At 71.8% G+C, this 16,591-nt stretch carries 16 protein-coding genes; 5 read left to right on the top strand and 11 right to left on the bottom strand.

Features of this window, described 5'->3' with window-relative positions:
• Positions 1-40: 40 nt before the first annotated feature.
• From I5071_RS20580 to I5071_RS20570, 3 genes are read left to right on the top strand one after another with little or no spacing between them, the layout of a single operon-like run.
• A complete protein-coding gene (locus tag I5071_RS20580) occupies positions 41-952 on the top strand; it encodes a hypothetical protein (RefSeq protein ID WP_236607200.1) in 912 nt (303 codons plus the stop codon).
• 52 nt (positions 953-1,004) lie between these two features.
• Entirely contained in the window at positions 1,005-1,502 is a 498-nt protein-coding gene (locus I5071_RS20575) for a hypothetical protein (protein ID WP_236607199.1), read from the top strand.
• A complete protein-coding gene (locus I5071_RS20570; RefSeq protein ID WP_236607198.1) occupies positions 1,499-1,786 on the top strand; it encodes a hypothetical protein in 288 nt (95 codons plus the stop codon). Before I5071_RS20575 ends, I5071_RS20570 begins: the two co-directional genes overlap by 4 nt.
• On the opposite strand, the gene I5071_RS20565 is transcribed toward I5071_RS20570, so the two are convergent.
• Both I5071_RS20565 and I5071_RS47015 read right to left on the bottom strand, forming a co-directional pair.
• Positions 1,787-3,499, bottom strand: coding sequence for an alpha/beta fold hydrolase (locus I5071_RS20565; RefSeq protein WP_236607197.1), 1,713 nt, complete (start codon positions 3,497-3,499; stop codon positions 1,787-1,789).
• A 117-nt stretch (positions 3,500-3,616) separates the two neighbouring features.
• Positions 3,617-3,703 carry a hypothetical protein gene (locus tag I5071_RS47015; RefSeq protein WP_419249659.1) on the bottom strand — a complete coding sequence of 29 codons (87 nt, stop codon included), beginning with the start codon at positions 3,701-3,703 and terminating at the stop codon, positions 3,617-3,619.
• A 1,308-nt stretch (positions 3,704-5,011) separates the two neighbouring features.
• Between I5071_RS47015 and sppA the strand changes: the two genes are divergently transcribed.
• Positions 5,012-7,519 (top strand): signal peptide peptidase SppA, encoded by a 2,508-nt coding sequence (gene sppA, locus I5071_RS20555; RefSeq protein WP_236607195.1) that lies wholly within the window; start codon positions 5,012-5,014, stop codon positions 7,517-7,519.
• Here the strand turns inward: sppA and I5071_RS20550 are convergent.
• From I5071_RS20550 to nth, 9 genes are all read right to left on the bottom strand, one after another.
• Positions 7,513-7,995, bottom strand: a complete 483-nt coding sequence (locus tag I5071_RS20550; protein WP_236607194.1) for a hypothetical protein — start codon at positions 7,993-7,995, stop codon at positions 7,513-7,515. The two genes, sppA and I5071_RS20550, sit on opposite strands and share 7 nt — an antisense overlap.
• Positions 7,995-9,437, bottom strand: coding sequence for an RCC1 domain-containing protein (locus I5071_RS20545; protein ID WP_236607193.1), 1,443 nt, complete (start codon positions 9,435-9,437; stop codon positions 7,995-7,997). The genes I5071_RS20550 and I5071_RS20545 overlap by 1 nt, the downstream gene beginning before the upstream one ends.
• A gap of 329 nt (positions 9,438-9,766) precedes the next feature.
• Positions 9,767-10,234, bottom strand: a complete 468-nt coding sequence (locus I5071_RS20540) for a hypothetical protein (protein ID WP_236607192.1) — start codon at positions 10,232-10,234, stop codon at positions 9,767-9,769.
• A gap of 3 nt (positions 10,235-10,237) precedes the next feature.
• Entirely contained in the window at positions 10,238-10,813 is a 576-nt protein-coding gene (locus tag I5071_RS20535; protein WP_236607191.1) for a hypothetical protein, read from the bottom strand.
• 122 nt (positions 10,814-10,935) lie between these two features.
• Positions 10,936-11,559: a hypothetical protein gene (locus I5071_RS20530; RefSeq protein ID WP_236607190.1), complete on the bottom strand. Its 624-nt coding sequence runs from the start codon at positions 11,557-11,559 to the stop codon at positions 10,936-10,938.
• A 3-nt stretch (positions 11,560-11,562) separates the two neighbouring features.
• A complete protein-coding gene (locus I5071_RS20525; protein WP_236607189.1) occupies positions 11,563-12,072 on the bottom strand; it encodes a hypothetical protein in 510 nt (169 codons plus the stop codon).
• 81 nt (positions 12,073-12,153) lie between these two features.
• Positions 12,154-13,770, bottom strand: a complete 1,617-nt coding sequence (locus I5071_RS20520; RefSeq protein WP_236607188.1) for a PEGA domain-containing protein — start codon at positions 13,768-13,770, stop codon at positions 12,154-12,156.
• 116 nt (positions 13,771-13,886) lie between these two features.
• Positions 13,887-14,399: a hypothetical protein gene (locus tag I5071_RS20515; protein ID WP_236607187.1), complete on the bottom strand. Its 513-nt coding sequence runs from the start codon at positions 14,397-14,399 to the stop codon at positions 13,887-13,889.
• On the bottom strand, positions 14,396-15,088 hold the full coding sequence (gene nth / locus I5071_RS20510; RefSeq protein ID WP_236607186.1) for an endonuclease III: 693 nt from the start codon (positions 15,086-15,088) through the stop codon (positions 14,396-14,398). Before nth ends, I5071_RS20515 begins: the two co-directional genes overlap by 4 nt.
• A gap of 117 nt (positions 15,089-15,205) precedes the next feature.
• On the opposite strand from nth, the gene I5071_RS20505 reads away from it, so the two are divergent.
• Entirely contained in the window at positions 15,206-16,546 is a 1,341-nt protein-coding gene (locus I5071_RS20505; protein ID WP_236607185.1) for an FG-GAP repeat domain-containing protein, read from the top strand.
• The last annotated feature ends 45 nt before the right edge of the window (positions 16,547-16,591 follow it).

The raw sequence follows: 16,591 nt of genomic DNA, 5'->3' as shown, positions 1-16,591 counted from the left end.
CCTGGCGCGGAGGGCCGCGGGCGGGCCAAGAAGGGCGACGATGGAGGGTTCGGCGGGCCTCTTGGCGGTGATCGCGATCGCGCTGGCCTTCGGAGGGGCGGCGTGGGGGGCGATCGTGGTGGCCGCCCGGCGGCACCGGCTGCGCGTCGATCGGGCGATCGTGCAGCGGGGGATCGTGGTGACCGCAGCGCTCGTGACCGCGCCGGGGCTGCTCTGCGCGCTCTCCGGGATGTTCAGCGGGACGCGCGGCGAGCTGGTGCAGGTGGCGGTCGGGCTCTGCGTCCCCGGGGTGCTGCTCGCGTCGTGGGGGATCGCGCGGACGATCGCGGGCGCGACGAAGAACGCGCGCGATCGGCGGTGGGTGCTCCAGGGGGGCGACCCGGCGACGGTGCTGCCGCGGATGCGGGCGCGGGCCCGGGCGAGCGCGGAGGCGGCGACACCGGCGGCGCGCGAGGATCACGCCCGAGACGTGATCGGCGACGTGAGCGCCCTGCTGGTGATGGGGCGGGCCGACCACGCGATCCCGCTGCTCGGCGTGGTGGGGCGCGATCCGATCGCTGCCGTCGCGACGCAGGTGGTCGCGCTGCGCGCGCTGGTCCTGCTCGAGGAGGACGCCCCCGACGCGGCGCGGCGCGTGATCGGGACCGTCCCCGCCGCGCAGGAGCGCGACGCTGCGGACCTCGCCGCGTGCGTGAGCGCCCTGATCGAAGGCGCCGATGGCCGCTGGATCGACGCCGAGACGAAGCTCCCCGCGGACCCTCCCGCGCACGGGATCCCAGCGGCGCTCGACGCGCTGGTGCGCGCGCACGCCGCGGCGTCCCGCGACCGGCCCGACGAGGCGCTGCGCTGGCTCGTGCGGGTGCGGCCCGAGGCGGCGAGGCGACGGCTCCTCGAGCGCTGGTCGGGTCCGGCGCGGCCGCTGCTCCTCGGCGTCGGTCCGTACGGGCGCTGATCGCGAAGCGCGGACGTGCGCGCGCGGGGCCGCGGGGCGATGGCGAGAGTGAGTGCGCCCCGACGCCATCGTCATCGCCGAGATCGCGGCGATCGTCGTGCTGCTGATCGCGGCGGAGGCGAGCTTCGCGTGGGGACGTCGCCGCGCCGACCGCGTCGACGCCGCGCAGCGCAGCGAGCTCGGCGCGATGCAAGCCGCGACGCTCGCGCTGCTCGGCCTCCTGCTCGCGTTCGCGACCTCGATGGCGGAGGAGCGCTTCTCGGGCCGTCGCGCGCTGATCCTCGCGGAGTCGAACGCGATCGGGACCGCATATCTGCGCTCGAAGTGGCTCCCCGAGCCCCACGCGAGCGAGCTCGCGGCGCTCTTCCGCCAGTACGTGCGGGCGCGCATCGAGCTCTACGACGCGGGCACCGATCTCGAGCTCGACGAGCGCCTCACCGAGCGCGCGGCGGCGCTGCACCGCGAGATGTGGGCGCACGCGGTCGAGGTGATGCGCGCCGATCCCCACTCGATCGCCGGCGCGCGCTTCGCGGAGTCGCTCACCAGGTGATCGATCTCGAGTCGTCGCGCTGGATCGCGGTGCGCGCGCACGTGCCCGCGTCGATCCCGATGGTGGTGATGGCGGTCGCGATCGTCGCGATCAGCGTGACTGCGTTCCTGTGCGGGCTCGATCGGAGGCGCAGCTTCGTCTCGCTCACGCTGGTGCCGCTGCTGATCGGGATCGCGTTCGCGATGATGCTCGACCTCGACTCGCCGCGCGTGGGGCTGGTGCGCGCGGGGCAGAGCGTGATGCTGCGGCTCGAGCGCACCCTCGCGGTGGACGCGGTGCCTTGATCACGCCCGGCGCGTGCTCTGTACGAAGCGCGCGTGCGCGCGCTGGTCCCAGGCGCGTCGCTCGGCGCGCATCTCGAAGAGCGGCACCTCGAGCACCTCGAGGCGCTCTTCGCCGCGGGGGATCACGATGCGCGGCGCGCCCTTGTCGGGCGAGGTCGCGAGCGAGCCGCCGAACGCGGCGAAGTTGCAGAAGAGCGTGCACGCGTAGAGCGCGCGTCGCGCCTCGGCGTGCGCGGTCTCGAAGTCCGAGGTGACCATCGTGAACGCGGGGTTGATCAGGAGATCGATCGGCGGCTCGGTGTTCTTCAGCGCGACGCGCAGATCGAGATCGAGGAAGTCGCGGCACACCGCGATCGCGATCCGGCCGATCCCGGTCGATGCGACGACGAAGAGCGGCTGCAGCGGGATCTCGATCGGCTCCTCCACCACCGCGCCGGCGACGCGCATGGCCGCGGGCACGTGCTTGCGCTGTCGCCACAGCTCGCCCTCGGGCCCGATCACGACGCACACGTTGGTGCGCGTCGCTTCGTCGTGGTGCCCGCCCGAGACGATCATCACGCGGTGCAGGCGCGCGAGCTCGTTCACCTCGGCCGCGAGCGCGTCGTGCCCGAGATCGACGCTCATCTCGGGGAACACGACGATGCGCGCCCCGCGCTCCGCCGCGCTCGCGACGTACGACGCGACCTTCGCGCGCACCGCGTCGACGCGCTCGGGCGCGAGGCGATACAGGCCGCTCGCGCTGGGCTGCGGCATGTCGGCGGGCTCGCCGATCTGCGCGAGCGCGACGCGGAACGTGCTCTCCTCGGGATCGCGCCGCACGCGATAGTGCAGCACGCGGAACTCGCGCCACGCCTCGCGCGGTGCGTCGTGGTGCGAGGGCTCGGCCGGGACCGAGGCGGGACGCGCGCCCAAGAAGTCCTCGAGCAGCTGCGCGATCGTCGCCCAGTCGCCGAGCCACGGGAAGTGCACGTCGCCCTCGAGCATCACGAGGCGCGCGCCGTCGATCTCCGACGCGATCCCGACCGAGAGGCGGCTCGCCATCGCGTGATCGTGGCGGCGCGCGATGACGAGCGTGGGCGCGTGCACGTCGCGCAGTCGATCGCTCACGTCGAGCTCGAACGACATCGAGAGCAGGCGCGCGGCGGTCTCGCGATCCGTCGACTCGCGCTGGAACCGCACGAGGTCGTCGAAAAACGCGGGATCGGGCGCGTTGGGCACGAAGATCGACGCGAGCGTGCGCGAGCCGAGGCCCCAGCTCGCGCGGACGAGCGCGTCGAGCGAGCGCTGCACGTCGGGACGCGCGACGTCGGCGCCCCGCGCGAAGGTCCCATAGAGCGCGAGGCGGTGGACCCGCTCGGGATGTGTCGCGGCGTACGCGATCGCGATCGCGCCGCCGTGCGACGAGCCGAACATCGCGACCGGTCCGTCGGTGACGCGCGCGATCACCGCGTCGAGATCGACGATCTCTCCTTCGAGCGAGAAGTCGTCGCGCGCCCGCTGCGAGAGCCCGACGCCGCGCCGATCGTAGAAGACCAGCTGGAACGATCGCGCGAGCCGCGCGTAGAGATCGTGCATGCCGAGGTAGTGCCACTGCAGCTCGAGGTGGCTGAGCCAGCCCGGCACCACGACGAGCACCGGACCTTCACCCCACGTCGCGTACGCGATCCGCGCTCCGCCGTGCCCGCGACAGAATGCGACGCTCGGCTCGCTCATCGCCGAGCGCGCGCTGCAACGACGCGGCCAGCGCGCGGCACCGCGGATCGACGTGCCGGACGCGGGGAGACGCGCCGCGCTGCGAGGCCGATCCGTGACGCGGCGCCACCCCTGTGCTCAGCGAGGACGCCGCGCCCGGATCGCGAGCATCAGCGCGAGCGCCGCGAGCAGCGCGAGCGCCGCGCCACGCGAGGGGCCACCCACCGCGCGGCAGCCGCAGCCGTCGCTCGAGCTCGTCGGTCCGGTGCCGGGCCCGGCGTCGCCGGTCTCGCCCGCGTCGCAGGTTCCGTCGCCATCGGCGTCGGGCCCGTCGTTCTCGGGCGCGCTCTGCCCCGCGACCGCGCAGTCGTCGCACGTGTCGGAGTCGCGGGGTTCGGCACCGTGTTCTCGTACGCGTTCACCGCCTGGCACTCGGCGAAGAAGTGCGTCGGGAACGAGAGGAACTGGCGCACCTCCGCGACCACTTCGTGCCCGTGGTACGTGAACGTCTCGCCGCTGCACTCGGCCTGCGTCGCGGGGCACGCGCCACCATCGCAGCGCACGGTCTCACGGTCCGCGACACCCCAGTGCATGCTCATGATCTGGCAGTACGCGGGCACGCCGTCGTCGGTGAAGAGCGCGCCGTTTCGATGATCGAGGTCGGGCGCGTCGCACGTGCCCATGTCGCCCATGACGCTCTCGACCGTGAGCATGTCGGGGTTCGCGGTGCCCGGTCCGCACGCGCCCGCGGCGCAGCGCGCAGCGGGGAACTCGGCGCCGCTCGACTGCGGGATGCCCGCCGCGCGCAGATAGCCGGTCGCGATGTCCTCGTTGCCGTCGGAGAAGACCGCGATGGTCGGGGCGGCGAGCATCTCCTTGCGCACGTCGCCGACGAACGCCTCGGTCGCCTCGTGCACCGTCACGACGTGGAAGACCGTGCGGCGCGCCCACGGGCTCGCGTCCCACGTCGCCGGGTCGTTCCACGCCTCGATGATCGCGCGGGCGCGCGTCGCGTCGGCGGCGTCGATCACGAACGGACCGCCGCGGTAGCCGTGGCGCGTGATCGTCGTGCCCTCGGCGTCGCCATCGCCGTCCCAGAGCACGCGCGCGGCCGCGTAGAAGTCGGGGCTCGCGGTCGGGTACGAGCACTTGATGCCCGAGCCTTCTTCGCCGCAGTCCCACGCGCACTCGTCGCCGGGCGTGTCGCACGGCGCGTGGTGCCACGTCTTGTCGGGATCGATCACCCAGTGCACGCGCACGTCCTGGCGCAGCAGCTGGAACACGAGGCCGTACGCTTGGAACAGCCCGGTGTCCTGGTAGGCGAGATCCATCGGGACGATGAGGCTGCCGCGCTCGAACGTGCGCTCGTCGGCGCGCGAGCTCGACGGTGTGATGACGAGCCCGAAGAGCGCTGCGACCGCGAAGACGCGGGACCACGCCGAGGACGATGTCGTCATCATTCCACGCTATCACGGCAAACTGGAGCACCGAACGACGAAACCCGCGCGTGCGCGGTGGTGGTACGGTGCGCCTGTGCTCGCACGTGGCTGGTCTCGCTCGATCGCCGCGCAGTTCGCGGTCCTCTGTGTCCTCTCGATCGCGACGAGCGCGTCGGCGCAGCTGCGTCGAGCGACGTCGCCGGTGTGGCAGCCACCGGTGTCGATCGTCGCGCCCGACGACGCGCTCGCGGTCTCGGTGAACCCCTCGGCGCTCGCGTACCTGCGCAGCTGGAGCGCGGTCTACGTCCACGCGGAGGGCGAGGATCGCACCGGGCTCGCGGAGCGCGGCGACGGGATCTACGCGGCGACGCCGCTCTTGCTCGGCTTCTCGCTGGGCGCGTCGGTCGACAGCGTGAGACCGACGAGCGCGTCGGGTGGCATCGAGCACACGATGCTCTCGCTCGCGCTCGCCTACGCGTACGACGACGCGATCTCGGTGGGCGCGGCGACGCGATTCCTGTGGTCGCCGAATCCCGGCCTCGCCGAGCTCTTCACGCTCGATCTCGCCGCGAGCTGGAGGCCGCTGCCCTACGTCGCGCTCTCGTTCCTCGCGCGCGACGTGACGGGCCCGGGCTACCACGGCGGCGGTGGGTACGTGCCGCGCTCGTTCCTGCTCGGGCTCGCGGTGCGTCCGACCGGAACGCGCACGCTCACGCTCGATCTGACCGGCGCGGTCGACGAGGACGGTCGCGTCGGGGCGCGTCTCTCGGGCGAGGTCGAGGTGCCGTGGATCGGTCGCATCCAGGCGGCCGCGGAGGTCGAGCGCGTCGGCGACGAGCAGCCCGACGCGCGCGTGACCGCGGGCGTGATCGTCGACTGGGGGCAGGTCGGTGCGGGCGGCGGTGTGGTGCTCGGCGATGGATTCGACGACTCGCCCGGTTGGTACGTGACCGCGCGCGTCGAGGGCAACGAGCGCACCGGCGTGCCGACCGGCGCGTACGTCGCGGACGTGGTGCTCGCGGATCTCGGCGCGCGATCGATGCTGCGCGTGTCGCGTCGGCTCGAGCGCGCGCTCCACGACCCGCGCATCCACGGCGTGGTGCTGCGCCCGCAGGGCAGCGACATCGGGCTCGCGTACGCGCAGGAGCTGCGCCTCCTGATCGACGCGCTGCAGGACGCGGGAAAGCCGGTCGTGTGCATCCTCGGCGACGCGTCGGGCGCGGAGATCTACGCGTGCGCCGGTGCGCGCACGGTGCTCGCCGATCCTGCGGGCGGCGTGCGCCTCTACGGGCCCTCGATCGAGATCACGCACCTCGCGGGGCTGCTGCAGCTCGTCGGGATCCGCGCCGACTTCGTGCGCATCGGTCCCTACAAATCGGCGATCGAGGACTATCAGGACATGCGCTCGAGCGAGGCCGCGCGCGTCGCGCGCGACGAGAACCTCGACGATCTCTACGGACGCTTCGTGTGGGACCTCTCGCGCGATCTCGAGGTCGAGCCGGCGCGCGTGCGCGAGATCGTCGACGGCGGTCCGTACGTGACCGACACCGCGATCGCGATGGGCCTGGTCGACGGCAGCGCCGATCCCTTCGACGCCGGCGACGCGCTCGCCGAGGCGTTCGGCGGGCACTACGGGCGCGAGCGCCACGAGCCCGATCTGCCGCGCGAGCGCTGGGGCCGTGAGCCGCGCGTCGGCGTGGTGGTCGTCGACGGCGAGATGGTCGACGGCGACAACGTCGACATCCCGATCCTCGAGATCCACGCGACCGGCGGGCGCACCGCGGTCCGCGAGATCGAGCGCATGGCGGCGGATCCCGCGATCGGCGCGATCGTCGTGCGCGTCGACAGCCCCGGAGGATCGGTGCTCGCGGCGGATCAGATCTGGCGCGCGATCCGTCGGGCGCGCGAGCGCAAGCCGGTGATCGCATCGATGGGCGCGGTCGCGGCGAGCGGCGGGTACTTCGTCGCGTCGGCATGCGACGAGATCTGGGCCGACCCGGCGACGCTCACGGGATCGATCGGCGTGTGGTTCGGCAAGGTCGACGTGGAGCCGCTCGCGGAGCGGCTCGGGGTCGAGACGGAGTTCTTCTCGCGCGGCGCGCACGCGGGCGCGGAGTCGTTGTGGAGGCCGTTCACGCCGGACGAGCGCGCGATCCTCTCGGAGATGGTGCGCCGGTGGTACCGCGACTTCCTGCGACGCGTCGCGGAAGGGCGCGGGATGCGGATGACCGAGGTCGACGCGGTCGCGCGCGGTCGGGTGTGGACCGGCGATCGCGCGCTCGAGCTCGGGTTGGTCGATCGTCTCGGCGGGTTCCGCTCGGCGTTGGTGCGCGCGCGACAGCTCGGTGGGCTGCCGCACGACGTGGACTTCGAGATCGCGCCGTCGCGCCCGAGCTCGCTGCTCGACTACGTGCTCGGCGACACGCCGCTCGGTCGTGCGATGGCGGGCGCGTCGGCGGAGGGCGCGTCGAGCGCGGAGTCGGAGGCGCTCGAGGTGATCGCGCCCGAGCTGCTGTCCGCGCTGCGCGCGGCGTGGGTGATCCGCGCCGAGCAGGGGGCACGCACGCCGGTCGCGCGCATGCCCCTCGAGATCGCCTACTGAGAGACCCAGATCTGGGCGCCGAACGTCCCGCCGCCGCGCGCCATCCGGACCTCGACGCGATAGAGCCCGGTCTCGGTCGGACAGATCGCGCGCTGCACGCCGATGACGGGCGCGGCGCTCTGCGTCGCGTCGCGCTGGAGCAGCACGTTGTTCGGCGAGTACACGACGAGATCGAGGTCGCTCACGCCCGGCCCGCCCTGCGCGAGCACCTTGTAACAGAGCCCCGCGCGCAGGACCGAGGTGAAGTCGCGACGCTCGCCCTCGGGCAGCTCGCCGCGCACGACGGGCTCGTGCGGGATCATCAGCATCGCCTCGTTCGGCGCGCGCTCCCGGATCGCCGCCTCCAGCGCATCGGCGGGAGGCGGCAGATCGGGCGCGTCGTCGATCTGACGCGGCTCCTCGTAGGGCTCGACGTCGCACCCCGCGAGCGCAGCGAGCGCGAGCAGCGCGAGCCCGAAGCACCGCGTCGCGCGCATCACAGACCGGTCACCTGGACGGGCGCGTGGCGGGGGAGGACTTCGTCGGGGGTGGGGCTGAACGTGGCGCTGCCTTGGGTCTGGAGCATGTCGTTCCGACCCCAACACCAGACTTCGGTTCCCTCGGCGCGCACGATGCACGTGTGATCGACACCCGCGTCGACGAACGTCGCGTCGTCCACGCCCATGACGGCGACCGGGGTGGACGAGCAGTCACCGCTGTCGTCGTCGGCGATGCGGCAGGCGGTCGCCTCGTGGGACTCGTCCCCGTCACCGAGCTGGCCGAAGCGGTTGTAGCCCCAGCAGCGCACTCCGCCGTCGCTCAGCACCGCGCAGGTGTGGCTCCCGCCGGTCGTGATCCGCGTCACCCCCGAGAGCCCCGTGACGGCCGTCGGGACGATGCGCGCGTTGCGGTCGCCGGTCCCGAGCTGTCCGGCATCGTTCGCGCCCCAGCACACCACGGTCTGGTCCTCGAGCAGCGCGCAGACGTGCTCACCGCCCGCGGCGAGCTGCGTGATGCCCATCTCGGGCAGGCCGGCGATGACCATCGCGCTGCTGGTGCAGCGGTTCTGCGCGGCGCTGCCGGTCGCGCAGTTGCTCGGGAGCGCGGCAGGATCGGTCGCGAGCTGCCCGGCCTCGCCCGAGCCCCAGCACAGCACCTCGTCCGCGGTGCGCGCACACGCGAAGTCGGAGAACGTGCCGAGCACGACCTCGAGCGCGCCCGTGAGCGCCGTGCCCGCGGGCTCCGCGCGCTGCACCGGCACGGGGCTCAGCTCCGTCGTCGAGAACTCGCCCTTGCCCGTCTGACCCGAGCCGTTGTTGCCCGCGCAGCGGACCGCACCGCCGTCGCCCATCGCACAGATCGTGAAGGTCGCCTCGGCCACGGCCTCGATGTCGGTGAGCATCGGGAACGGCTGCGGCGAGTACCGAGCGGCCTCGGCGGGCAGCGTGCCGATGCGGAAGCCGGCCTCGCCCCAGCACTGCGCGTCCGCGTCGGCGTCGATCGCGCAGATGCTCGTCCATCCGGCGCTCATGCTCGACGCGGCGCTCGGGAGGTCGACGATGACGGGGCGCGGCGAGCAGTCGAACGTCTCGACGATGCCGCCTCCGACGCAACGACCGCCGTGCGTTCTGCTCCCGTCGCCGAGCTGACCTTCCTGGCCGCGGCCCCAGCACAGGACCTCGCCGTTCTCGCGGCGGGCGCAGCTGAACTTCGAGCCCAGCGCCAGCTCCGCGATGTCGCAGCCGCTGGTGCACGAAGGACCGGCGTCGGCCCCGGCGTCCCGACCCGCGTCGGGCGTCGCGATGCCCCCGTCGGTCGCTCCCGCGTCTTCGACACCCGAATCCATCGGTGTCGTCGATCCGTCATCGTCGCCGCAGCCTGCGACCAGGGCGAGCGCGACCAGTACCAGGTTCGTGCGGCGCCACCCGAGCTCGAGCATGGACCCCTCCAGAGCGAAGGGCGCGAGGCTATCGGGCGGTCCCGCGCGGCGCAACGAGCGACCTCACCGGTACGTGCGTGCCCGCGCGCGGGCTACCGTCGCGCCGGGGTCCGCTCTCTCATGGCCCGCAGCGTTCGAACATCGACCCGTTGCGAATCGCGAGAACGACGCCCCCTCAGCGCCCCGGGCACGAGCACAGCACGCGCGTTCGATAGGGCGCTTCGGGGTGCGCTGGCGGCGGGATCATCGCTTCCGAGCTGCAGTCATCTTCGAAGGCGACCACCAGCAGCGCGGTGTGGTCTGCGAGTGCGGCTCGATAGTCGTCCCATTCAGCTTCCGCGACGCAGCTGGTCCTGCGACAGTCCAAGCTCAGCGAGCGCGCAGTAGGCGCGGCTGTTTGGTACGCGCTCCAATAGGAGCTCTCGACCGCGCGCGCCATCCACCTGTCGCGACGAGCGAGCGTGGGCGGAGAGGCGTGCCTCGAACTCCGCGATCGCGTCCTCTTGCGAGCGAGCGTGGTACTCGCCCTGCGAGCCCGCCCTCTCGGAGTCCATCGTTGTCCTTGTCGGAACCGGGATTCCTGCGTCCGGCGCGAGCTGCCGGATCAGGGCCGCGGTCGGGCGTTCCTCGAGCACGTCGCCGACTCGCGGCGTGACGGGAGGGGAAGGGACGGGCGAAGCCTCGCCACGCATTTCGGGGTCCTCGCCATCATCGAACAACGACGTGACGAGAGCGCCTGAGACTGCCCCGCCCAGCAACGACAGAAGCAGTGAACCGAGTGTCATCGCCCGCCCCATGACTCAATCCTCCGCCTCGATACCGAGCAGAGTGCTGCTTGCCGTCGAGCCTTCCCCGGGCGGGAATCCGACGAACACGTACGCGAAATCGTGCGGATTGGCGCGCCAGGTATCGAGGTCAGCTCCGCTCAGTGTGATCGAGCCGACCTGCCCGACGGGCCTTCCGTCGGTCCGCACCGTCCCGCAAGCGGTCGACCATCCGTGCCATCGCGTCACGCACGCGGCGGCAGCGAATCCATTCGTCGTGCCGCGCATGTCACGGAAGTGCACGTCGAGCATTGCGACCTGGCTGTGCTCCAGCGTCGCATCGTCGATGAACGAGCAGTACAACCCCGCGTAGAAAGCGCTTCCCTTGTAGAAGAACCCGAAGCCGTCTGCCTCGAAGCCGCTCCGAGCCTGCACGCAGAGGTGCGACGTGAAGCGTCGTGCCCGCGCGTGGGCAGCATCGGTCGTCAATCCAACGCCGCTGACGACGGCTCCGAATACGAATGCCAGAACTAAGTTTCTCAACATGAGACGTTCCTTTCTGCGAGCGATCTCGTCTCGCCTTGGCGCGGCGACAGTGCCGCGCGAAGTCACGTGTTTCGTCCCGTTTTCCCGCCGAAGCGCACGTTCGCGGCAACGAGCAAGCGCTCTCTCTCGCGCGCCCGTGTCGCGATTACGCGCGCAAAGCGCTGCGGAGATGGGCTGTTCGAGCGTTCTCAGCGCCCCGGGCACGAGTACAGCACGCGCGTTCGATAGGGCGCTTCGGGGTCCGCTGGCGGAGGGACCATCGCTTCCGAGCTGCAGTCACCTTCGAAGGCGAGCACCAGCAGCCCGGTGTGGTCTGCGAGCGCGGCTCGATAGTCGTCCCATTCAGCTTCTGCGACGCAGCTGGTCCTGCGACAGTCGAAGCTCAACAAGCGCGCAGTAGGCGCGGCTGTTTGGTACGCGCTCCAGTAGGAGCTCTCGACCGCGCGCGCCCAATCCACGTGTCGCGACGAGCGATCGTGGGCGGAGAGGCGTGCCTCGAACTCCGCGATCGCGTCCTCTTGCGAGCGAGCGTGGTACTCGCCCTGCGAGCTCGCCCTCTCGGAGTCCGTCGTGGTCGTTGTCGGAGCCGGCATTCCTGCGTCCGGCGCGAGCTGCCGGATCAGGGCCGCGGTTGGGCCTTCCTCGAGCACGTCGCCGACTCGCGGCGTGACGGGAGGGGAAGGGACGGGCGAAGCCTCGCCACGCATTTCGGGGTGCTCGCCATCATCGAACAACGACGTGACGAGAGCGCCTGAGACTGCCCCGCCCAGCAACGACAGAAGCAGTGAACCGAGTGTCATCGCCCGCCCCATGACTCAATCCTCCGCGTAGAAGCCGAGAACGGTGCTGCTCGCCGTCGATCCTTCGCCCGGCGGGAATCCGACGAACACGTACGGGAAACCGTTCGGATTGGCGCGCCAGGTCTCGAGATCACGTCCGGTCAGCGTGATCCAACCGACCTCGCCTACGGGGCGCCCGCCGGTGCGCACCGGACCGCAAGCAGTCGACCATCTGCTCGATCGCGTGACGCACGCGGCTGCGCCGAATCCATCCGTCGTGCCGCGCATGTCACGGAAATGCACGTTGAGCGTCTCCACTTGGTCGTGATTGAACGTCGAGTCGTCGACGAACGAGCAGTACAGAGGAGCCCGGGTGCGGCTCCCTTTGTAATAGAACCCCCAGTTGTCGGCCTCGAAGCCGCTCGTGCCCTGCACGCACAGATGCGACCCGAAGCGACGCACGAGGGCGCGAGCGCGATTGGCAGTCGTTCCAATGCCGCTGACGACGGCTGCGAACACAAACGCCAGAACTAGCTTTTTCGACACGAAGACACTCCTCTCCGCGAGATATCGTCTCGCCTCCGGCGCGACGAAGTGCCGCGCGAAGTCAGATGCTCCAGCTCGGGCTCAGAAGGAGCCCCAGACCCGGAGCTCGGCGCGCTGGTCGTCGACGTGCACCGCGGCGCCTGCGCTGCGATCGCGCGTCGCGTCGCGCACGAGATAGATGAACGGCACCGAGAGCAGTGGCACCGCGTGCGCGATCAGGTGCGCACCGAGCCATGCGGGCTCCGTCGTGAGCGTCTGCGGCGGGCCGATCGCTTCGCCGTCCTCGGTGAGCTGCCAGATGCCGACGCCCGCCAATGCCGCGCCAGCAGCCGCGGGGATGAACGACCACCACGGCACGCCTTCCTCGTGCGGCAGAAGGAACGGCAGCGCCATCGTGAGCAGCGCGCCACCGCCGATGCCCGTGCCGAGCACGATCCAGCGCGTCATGAAGATGTCGTCCTGCGCTTGCGCGTAGGCGACGGTCATCTCGACGTTCTCGAACGTGTCGAACGTCGCCCACGCTGCTTCGAGCTCGGTCCAGTAGTACCAACCGACGCACAGGCCCGCGGCGCCGCCCAGCGCGAGGATCGATCCGAGCACGAGCGACGCGACGTTCGGCGCGCCACCGCCGCCTGCCTGCACGTGCGCCGTTTCCTCTTCGCGCGCATCGCTCGGCACCGCGCTCTCGACCGGCGCGTCGAGCTGACGTCCGGAAAGCACCGCTGCGACCGCCTCGCGGCTGCGCGTCATGTCGATCGGCTCGGGCACCGGCGCCGAGCCGACGAGCAGCGGGCCCTCGTCGCTCACCGCGAACGCGCGCACCGCGAGGTTGCGGCCATCGTCCACCGCCGCGAGCATCCGCGTCGCGCCGAGCGTGTGCGCGATGAGCGCCACGTCCTCCGGCAGGTGGTTCGCGAGCTGCTCGCGCGACGTATAGACCAGTGCGAGCGCGGGGCGCGTCGTGAGCCGCTGCGCGAGCTCGACGTGGATCATCACGCGGGTCGGCGAGTCGCCCGCGACCTGCACCGGATGCACGCGCCCCGCGCGATCGGCGGCGCACTCGATCTGCACCACGTAGGGCCCGGGCGGCAGCGGCACGCGCGCCCACGGCGTCTGGCCCATGCGACGACCGTTCACCCGGATCGCGCATCCCTCGGGATCGGTCGGTGCCGCGTGCACCGCGAGGATCCCGCCCTCGCCGCGCTCGAGCGACGCGCGCGCCTCGCTCACGAGGTCGCGCACGCTCGGCGGGTGCAATCGCTCGTCGGCGCGCAGATCGGGCACCAGTCGCAGGCACACCTGGACCTGCTGTCGCGCCGCACCGATGTCGCGCTTCTGCACGTGGGCGCGCACGAGATAGAGGCAGAGGTTCGCGACGTCGCTCGCGGTCTGCTCGTCGCGGCCGAGCCCTGCGAGGTGCGGATCGAGCTCGGCGAGCAGCGGCTGACCCACGTCGAGCCCCTGCTGGTTGCGACCGAACGCGACGTCCTCGAGCACCGCTTCCGCCGCTTGCCCGAGGCGCCGCCCGATCTCCGGCGGCGCGGCGCGGAAGGGCTCGCTGAGCGCGCTCTCCACGCGCGCGACGGCGCGCTCGTTGGGGATCACCCCGCCGACGGTCGCGCTCAGCGCGGCGGCGGAGTGATCGGCGGTCTCGATCGCGCGCTGCATCTCGGTGGGACGCGTCGTCGCGACGATCACGCCCCACGTATCCTGCGCGTGTGCGGTGCGCGCGGAGATCGAAACGAGGGCGCAGAGGAGCGCGCTGGTGAGCGCGCGGCGGGCTGGCTGGTGCTGAGGCATGTCGCTGGGGCGGCTCATCGAGACGGGCGCTCGGTCGTTGCGTCGCGAGGCGCGCTCATCGCGCGAAGCACCCGGGCGCGCTCGGGCGTCTTCATCGGGCCCTCGTAGAGCGCGAGGAGCGCGTCGAGCGCGCGCGTGTGCGCGGGCGAGCCCGGGTGCGCGTCCATCGTCTGCCACAAGTATCGCTCGAGCCCCTCGAGATCCTTGGCGCGCATCATCGCACGCTCGACCAGGGCGATGGTCGCGGGCTCGCCCGGCGCGATCGATTCCCCGCTCGCCAACAGACGCAGCGCGAGGCGAGGGCGCCGAAGCTCGTCGAGCGCGATCGTCGCCGCCTCCCGGAACGCGTCGGCGCGCTCCGAGACGGCACGCGCGGTGTCGTTGCCGCGCAGGATCGCCTCGTCGACCTTGGTGTTGGCGGCGCGATCGCCGCGCCTCCGCAGGATGGCGGGCAGCAGCGCCTGCGCGACGATGAAGAGCACGAAGAGCAGCGCCGCCGCGAGCAGCGCGGCGTTGATCGTCGTCATCGCTTGCGCCCCTTGCTCTTCGGACCGCCCTTGGCCTCGGCGGCGCGTACCTTCGCGGGCGCGGCCCACGAGCAGATCGGGCACGCGCTCAGATCGTGGCGCAGCGCAGGGCAGTGCTCGCGACCGAAGTAGATGATCTGCAGGTGCAGCTTGTCCCACTTCGATCGATCGAAGGTGCGCTTGAGGTCCGCCTCGGTGCGCTCGACGTTCGACCCGTCGGAGAGGCCCCAGCGCCACGCGAGCCGGTGGATGTGGGTGTCGACCGGGAACGCCGGGTGGCCGAACGCCTGGATCATCACCACCGACGCGGTCTTGTGGCCCACGCCGGGCAGCGCCTCGAGCGCCTCGAACGTGCGCGGCACCTGACCACCGTGCTCGTTCACGATCTTCGTCGCGAGGCCCTTGAGCGCCTTCGACTTCTGCGGCGAGAGCCCGACCTGGCGGATGTACGCGAGGATCTCGGCCTCGCTCAGCGCCGCCATCTTCTCGGGCGTGGGCGCGGCCGCGAAGAGCGCGGGCGTGACCTCGTTGACCTTCTTGTCCGTGGTCTGCGCGGAGAGCACGACCGCGACGAGCAGGGTGAAGGGGTCGACGTGATCGAGCGGGATCGGCGGGCTGGGGTAGAGCTTCTCGAGGATCTCGACGATGCGAGCCGCCTTCTCGTCGCGCTTGAGCACGGGCGCGTTCATGCGGGCCTCTTCATTCGGGCGGCCTCTCCATTCGGGCGGAGTGTAGTGCCCGAAGGACGGGACGACAGAGCCTCTGAGAATTTGCTCAGTGGATCCGCGCTTGGTAGGTGGGGGGCCATGCGAAAGGCTCGGATCGTCGGGATCGTGGTCGGGATCGCGGTGTGCGCGATCGCGTCGTGCGTGGGGTGCTCGGGAGGAACGGAGCCGGCGACCCCGCCGAGCCCGCCCACGGAGGCGCCGCCTGCCCCGGCTCCGACGCCTCCGACCCCGACCGCGGCGCGCACCCAGGGCGAGCAGCGCGGGCTCCTCGTCGCGAGCTCGCAGTTCCGCGTCGAGAACGGCGCGGTCACCGCGACGCCCGGCCCGGCACGCCTCGAGATCCTCACGCCCGACGGCGATCAGTGGCGCGCCGAGGTGATCGAGGATCCCCGCAGCAACGTCTTCCACAAGGCGCTCTGGTGGCAGCCGCCGACGGGTGAGCCGGGGATCGTCACGCTGGGCGGCATGGCCGCGGCGGTGAAGCTCTGGCGTCGCGGCGCGAGCGGGTGGACCAGCGAGACGCTCTGGACCGAGGAGTTCGGCGGCCAGTTCAACCGCATGCGCGACGCGGAGATCGCGAACGTGTACGGCGATGGCCCCGCGATCGCCGTCGCGACGCACGATCAGGGCGTGGTCGCGACGGTGCGTCCGGGCGCGAGCGGGTGGACGATCGATCGTCTGGATCGCGAGCCCAACACGTTCGTGCACGAGATCGAGATCGGCGATCTGAACGGCGACGGGCAGCTCGAGATCTACGCGACGCCGAGCGAGCCCAACGATCTCGGGGGCGGCGAGCAGAGCGGTCAGGTCGTGCGCTACGTGCCGCGCGCGCAGCAGGGCCGCACGGTCGTCGCGGACCTCGGGAACCGTCACGCGAAGGAGATCTGGGTCGGCGACGCGGACGGCGACGGTCGCGACGAGCTCTACGTCGCGGTCGAGGCGCTCACGCGGGGCAGCGGCGCGGCCCTCGAGATCGTCGAGCCGGTCGAGATCCGTCGCTACGACGCGGACACCGCGCCGACCGCGGGCAACGTGATCGCGCGCATCCCGGGCGAGCGCCTCACGCGCTTCCTGACCGTCGGCGACGTCGACGGAGACGGGCGCCGCGAGATGGTGATCGCGACGTTCCGCAGCGGGCTCTGGCTCGCGCGTCCGGGTCGCGATCCGCGCGGCGAGTGGTCGCTCGAGAGCATCGATCGCGAGTCGAGCGGCTTCGAGCACGCGGCGCTGCTCACCGACCTCGACGGCGACGGCAAGGACGAGCTCTACGTGGGCGCGGACGAGCAGGGCGAGCTGCGCCGGTACGTATGGGTGAACGGGCGCGCGCGCCGCGAGGTGATGCTGCGTCGCGAGGTGCCGCGCGCGATCATGACGTGGAACCTCATGCCGGTTCCGCTGAGCGCGGTCGCGCCTCGCTGACGTCGCGAGAGAGGGTCGAACGAGGACGCGCCGGGGCACCTGCTC

This window comes from Sandaracinus amylolyticus (assembly GCF_021631985.1).
Lineage (GTDB): Bacteria > Myxococcota_A > Polyangia > Polyangiales > Sandaracinaceae > Sandaracinus > Sandaracinus amylolyticus_A.
The sequence above is the reverse complement of the archived record's forward strand: the minus strand, read 5'-3'. Positions and strand labels throughout refer to the sequence as shown.

Bases quoted from the DNA above. Each gene is read 5' to 3' on its own strand.
- I5071_RS20580 (WP_236607200.1), top strand. From the start codon at position 41: ATGGAGGGTTCGGCGGGCCTCTTGGCGGTGATCGCGATCGCGCTGGCC.
- I5071_RS20565 (WP_236607197.1), bottom strand. From the start codon at position 3,499: ATGAGCGAGCCGAGCGTCGCATTCTGTCGCGGGCACGGCGGAGCGCGG.
- I5071_RS20550 (WP_236607194.1), bottom strand. From the start codon at position 7,995: ATGCGCGCGACGCGGTGCTTCGGGCTCGCGCTGCTCGCGCTCGCTGCG.
- I5071_RS20545 (WP_236607193.1), bottom strand. From the start codon at position 9,437: ATGCTCGAGCTCGGGTGGCGCCGCACGAACCTGGTACTGGTCGCGCTC.
- I5071_RS20540 (WP_236607192.1), bottom strand. From the start codon at position 10,234: ATGGGGCGGGCGATGACACTCGGTTCACTGCTTCTGTCGTTGCTGGGC.
- I5071_RS20530 (WP_236607190.1), bottom strand. From the start codon at position 11,559: ATGGGGCGGGCGATGACACTCGGTTCACTGCTTCTGTCGTTGCTGGGC.
- I5071_RS20515 (WP_236607187.1), bottom strand. From the start codon at position 14,399: ATGACGACGATCAACGCCGCGCTGCTCGCGGCGGCGCTGCTCTTCGTG.
- nth (WP_236607186.1), bottom strand. From the start codon at position 15,088: ATGAACGCGCCCGTGCTCAAGCGCGACGAGAAGGCGGCTCGCATCGTC.
- I5071_RS20505 (WP_236607185.1), top strand. From the start codon at position 15,206: ATGCGAAAGGCTCGGATCGTCGGGATCGTGGTCGGGATCGCGGTGTGC.